This is a genomic window from Methylobacterium sp. WL103, assembly GCF_008039885.1.
GTDB classification, from domain to species: domain Bacteria; phylum Pseudomonadota; class Alphaproteobacteria; order Rhizobiales; family Beijerinckiaceae; genus Methylobacterium; species Methylobacterium cerastii.
Genome location: NZ_VRUX01000359.1, coordinates 1 through 4336 on the forward strand (window position 1 = coordinate 1; position 4336 = coordinate 4336).

4 protein-coding genes and 1 pseudogene are annotated in these 4336 nt (G+C 71.5%); 1 reads left to right on the forward strand and 4 read right to left on the reverse strand.

Annotation, left to right across the window (positions count from 1 at the left end; translation table 11 throughout):
- From FV222_RS18355 to FV222_RS18370, 4 genes are all read right to left on the reverse strand, one after another.
- The coding region (locus FV222_RS18355) for a transglycosylase SLT domain-containing protein (RefSeq protein ID WP_147815339.1) at positions 1-845 on the reverse strand (845 nt) is incomplete at its 3' end.
- A gap of 143 nt (positions 846-988) precedes the next feature.
- Positions 989-1795 carry a Cof-type HAD-IIB family hydrolase gene (locus tag FV222_RS18360; protein WP_147815340.1) on the reverse strand — a complete coding sequence of 269 codons (807 nt, stop codon included), beginning with the start codon at positions 1793-1795 and terminating at the stop codon, positions 989-991.
- On the reverse strand, positions 1795-2355 hold the full coding sequence (locus tag FV222_RS18365; protein ID WP_147815341.1) for a gluconokinase: 561 nt from the start codon (positions 2353-2355) through the stop codon (positions 1795-1797). Before FV222_RS18365 ends, FV222_RS18360 begins: the two co-directional genes overlap by 1 nt.
- Positions 2356-2445: 90 nt before the next feature.
- A complete protein-coding gene (locus tag FV222_RS18370; RefSeq protein WP_147815342.1) occupies positions 2446-3729 on the reverse strand; it encodes an alpha/beta hydrolase in 1284 nt (427 codons plus the stop codon).
- Between the two features lie 270 nt (positions 3730-3999).
- On the opposite strand from FV222_RS18370, the pseudogene FV222_RS18375 reads away from it, so the two are divergent.
- Positions 4000-4336, forward strand: a pseudogene (locus FV222_RS18375) (sugar transporter); the annotation flags it as partial.

Consider the following 4336-nt stretch of genomic DNA (forward strand, 5'->3'; position numbering starts at 1 on the left):
GCGACGCTGTCGGCGGAGGCCGCATCCGCGGTGGCGGCGGTCGGCTGCGCTGCGGGCGAGGCGGCCAGGGTGAGCCCCGAGAGGTCGACGCTCGCCACCTGGACGGCGCCGGAAAGCGAATCGGGCCGGCGCGGCGGAAGCGGCACCGCGATCGTCTGGGCCGTCGCGGCGGCGTCCGCTTGCGGCTGGTCGGCGGCGGGGTCCTGCGTCGTGCGCAGGCTCGCCATCTCCACCATCTCGGCCCCGGAGAGGGCTGCCGGACGACGGGGCGGCAAGGGGACCGCGACCGCCTCGGCCGGCGCCGCCGCCACGGTCGGGGCATAGGCCAGCGCCACGTTGGCGGCGGAGAGGTTCGGATCGGTGGCGACGACGGGCGCGCCGGTGAACAGGCTGGCGACGGCGCTGGCGGAGGCGGCGACCGGGGCCACAACCGCGGCGACCGCCGTGGCGACGCCCTGACGCTTGGCGGCGTAGTAGTAGCCGCGATTGTAGTAGCCGTAGGCCTGGGTGAGGTTGCCCTGCGCGGTGCGGTAGGCGCCGGCGAGGTAGGCGACGCCGTATTTCAGGTTCGTCCCGGGATCGAGCAGGCCGGCGGCGTCGCCCTGATAGCCGAGGCCGCGGGCGGTGGCGGGCTTGATCTGCATCAGCCCGAGAGCGCTGCCGCCCTTGGCCTTCGGGTTGTAGTTGCTCTCGCGCTTGACCACCGCGTGGACGAAGCTCGCCGGAACGCCGTTCGCCTTGGCGTGCTGCTCGATCAGCGCATCGATGTTGTCGCGGGCTCCCTGCGCGATGGCCGGGACGGTCACGACCGCCAGAGCTGCGGCGAGGAGAAGGCGTCGATGCATCCTGGAGACCCGTTCCCGCTTGTTCTGGTCAAGCTAGGTCGGGGGCAAATGAGGCTGGAAAGCGGCTTGGATGCGGTCGCCTGGGGGCGGCGAGCCCGGGGGGCGGAGCCTGTGCCTAGCATGCCACAGGGGCGGACGTCTTCTTAGGCCAGGATCAGCCGATCGACCGCCTTGGCGAAGCCGTCGGCGTCGTTGCCGTCGGTGACGGCGGTGGCCGCCGCCTTCACCCTCTCCTCGGCGTTGCCCATCGCCACCGAAAAGCCGGCGCGCGCGAACATCGCGGCGTCGTTGCCCGCGTCTCCGAAGGTGGCGATGCGGCTGCGCGCGAGGCCGAGCCGGTCCGCCATCCAGTCCACGAAGCCGCCCTTGTCGACGCCGGGCGGGGTCACGTCGAGGTAGTAGGCCTGCGAGCGGTGGACGACGGCGCGGCCCTCCAGGGTGCGGCCGATCTCGGCCTCGCAGGCGGCGAGGTGCGCGTGGTCCCGGCTGACGCCGACGAGCTTGGAGGCCCGTCCCATAAGGGAGGCGAGGTCGGGCACCACGTTCGGCTCGGCGTCGAGGGTGCGGCGCTCGAGGTCGGTGTAGGGTCCGGCCGGGTCGCGCAGGCTCCACAGGCCGTCGGCGAAGACCCAGACATCGAGCTTCGCGGCGAGCATCCGGTCGACCGCCTCCCGTGCGGTCGCCTCCGGGATCAGCCGCTCCTCGATCACGGAGAGGTCGGGGTCGACCACCGTCGCGCCGTTGAAGGCGCCCATCGGCAGGCGCAGCGCCAGCGTCTCGACGAGACCGCGCAAGCCAACGGGCGGGCGGGCCGACGCGACGGTGAAACCGATTCCGGCGGCGTGCAGCCGCGCCACCGCGGCGATCGTGCCCGGGCTGAGGCTCTTGTCGGTGCCGACGAGGGTGCCGTCGACGTCCGAGATCACGAGGTCGATGTCGCGGTCGCTCATCATACGGCTCCTCCGGTCGCCTGGACCCGGGCGACCACGCGCTCGGCGATCCGCTCGGGATCGTCGGCGATGCCGACGACAACCGGATGCTCGTCCTTCCCCGGCGGCTCCAGGGTCGCGAACTGGCTGTCGAGGAGGGCCGGCGCCATGAAGTGCCCGTGCCGCTGCGCGAGCCGGCCGGCGATCAGGTCGCGGCTGCCTTCGAGGTAGACGATCCGGACCTGCCGCGAGCCTCCGGTGAGAACGTCGCGATAGGCCCGGCGCAGGGCCGAGCAGACGATGACGCCGGATTCCCCCCGCTCCAGGCGATGCCGGATCCAGACCGCGATCGAGGCGAGCCAAGGCGCGCGGTCCTCGTCGTCCAGGGCGAGGCCGGCATGCATCTTTGCGACGTGCTCGGGCGTGTGGAAGCTGTCGCCGTCGACGAAGATCCAGCCCAGCCGCTCGGCCACCAGGGCGGCCACGGTGCTCTTTCCCGAGCCCGAGACCCCCATCACCACGAGCACCTGTGCGGCGGGGGACCCTGCAGGGTCGTTCGGCGTGGACTGGCTCGCGGGCATCGCGGCTCCCGGTTCGATCGCGTGGTCGCGGCGTCGCAGATAGCACGCCGCCCGGCCCGGGCGAGGCCTTCGAGCGGAGCCGCCCTCCCCTCAGCCGCCGGCCTTCGGCGCCGCCGGCGCCAGCTCCGCCACGATCGGACGGATCGCCCGGTCGCGCAGGAATTGCGGTCCGAGGACCATGCGGAAGTAGTCGTAGGGGCCGGGCCGCTCGTTCGCGAGCAGGAACTGGAAGTGCATGCGGAACGGCTTGAGCCTGACCTTCGCATAGGTCTCCGGCGTCAGGATGTCCCGCACCTGTGCCGACCGCACCAGCGGGTTCGCGATCGGGCCGTCGGCGAGCGGCAGCCCGAGGTCGAGCACAGGATTGAAGCCGGGGAAGTTCATCCAATCCTGCGGCGCCTGCACGTCGAGCCAGACGATCCGGCGCGAGGCGACGAGGGCGGCCACGTCGCCGCGGACATGTCGGGCGAAGGGCTGCGCGGCGACGATCGGAAGGGCCGAGCCCAGGGTCGCGAGGCAGAACGCCGTGTCGCCCGTTCCGAGGTCCGGAGCTCGGGCGAGGAGCCGCGCGGCGACCTCGGCGGCCGTGAGCCCGCCGGTGGAGTGGCCGACGATCATCACCTCGTCCGGCCGCTCGCCGCGGGCTTCGGCTTCGGCGAGCCGCGCGAGGATGCGGTCGGCGAAAACGTCGAGGCGGGCGGCATAGTCGCGTCGCCAGCCGTTGCCGTGCTGCCAGTTGAACACCCAATCGTTCAGCAGCTGCCAGAAGAAGAAACGGTTGAGCAAAGCCTCGATCGCCGCGATCCAGGCGATCCCGGCGACGACGGCAAGCGGCAGGGTCACCCAAGGCGGCCAGCCGAGGCTGTGGCCGAACCAGTCGCCGAGGTGGGCGTGCACCAGGGTCCCGATCGCCAGCGACAGGGCCGAGAGCAGCACGACCATCACGAACGGGTAGATGACGACGTTCCCGTAGAGCCAGTTGAGCCGGTAGAACCGCCAGATCAGCCCGCGGACCAGGGCATGGAGTGTGCCGACGACGAGGAGCAGGACGCTGAGCACCCGCGGCCGACGGAAGTCCCGCGCGACGAGGTCGTCCCAGAGCAGCACGTCGTAGGCGGTCGCCACCCGGCCCTCGTCCGGTCCGACCGTCCAGCTCTGTAGGATGCCGTCCGCACTCAAGGTCGCCGGCGAGATGTCGGGCCGCGGATCGCCGAAGCGCTTGGCGTGCCGCAACAGCTCGCGCACGAACAGCAGGCGATAGCGGGTCCGTGCCGCGGGATCGTAGCCCGGAATGAAGAACACCTGTCGGCGGCGTACCGTGCCGGTCCGCTCGGCCTGCAAGTCCGGCGGGGTGTAGGAGAGAGGCAGCCTCATGGATGAGGGCGTTCTTCCGAAGTCGTTCGCTGCGTCGTGGGGCGGAAATATTTTCCAGGCATAAGGCTTCGTCGGCGCGAGAGCCAGATCGCCCGTGTCGCTGCCAGCGTCCAGCCCGCAGAAAGTCGGAGTCGCGACTTGACGATGTGCACAACGGGGATCGCCGCGGCCGATCGAGCTCGCGCGCTGCGAGTGTGTCCGCCCCGCTACGGACAGCAGCTTGCGATTGGTCTAGGCGTCGAGGCCTTGAAAACGATCAGGCGATCCTGGATGCGCGTCCTCCCCCTGCTCCTGCTCACCGCACTTGCGGTGTCGGGCTGTTCGGTTCTTCCGGCTTCGGGTCCGACGGCGCGGGCCGTCGAGGCGGGGGCGGAGGTCTCGACGCCGGAGGGGCTGCTGGCGCGCTACGAGCTCGTGGACGTGACGCCGGCCGTGATCGAGGCCCTGCGCGGACGCCCGCTCGACAGCCTGCTCGCCTCATTCGGCGACAAGCGCCCCTCGATCGAGCCGGTGATCGGGGTCGGCGACTACGTCGCCGTCTCGGTCTGGGAAGCCGGCTCCGGCGGCCTGTTCTCAGGACCCCTCGTCGCCGACCGCTTCTCCGCCG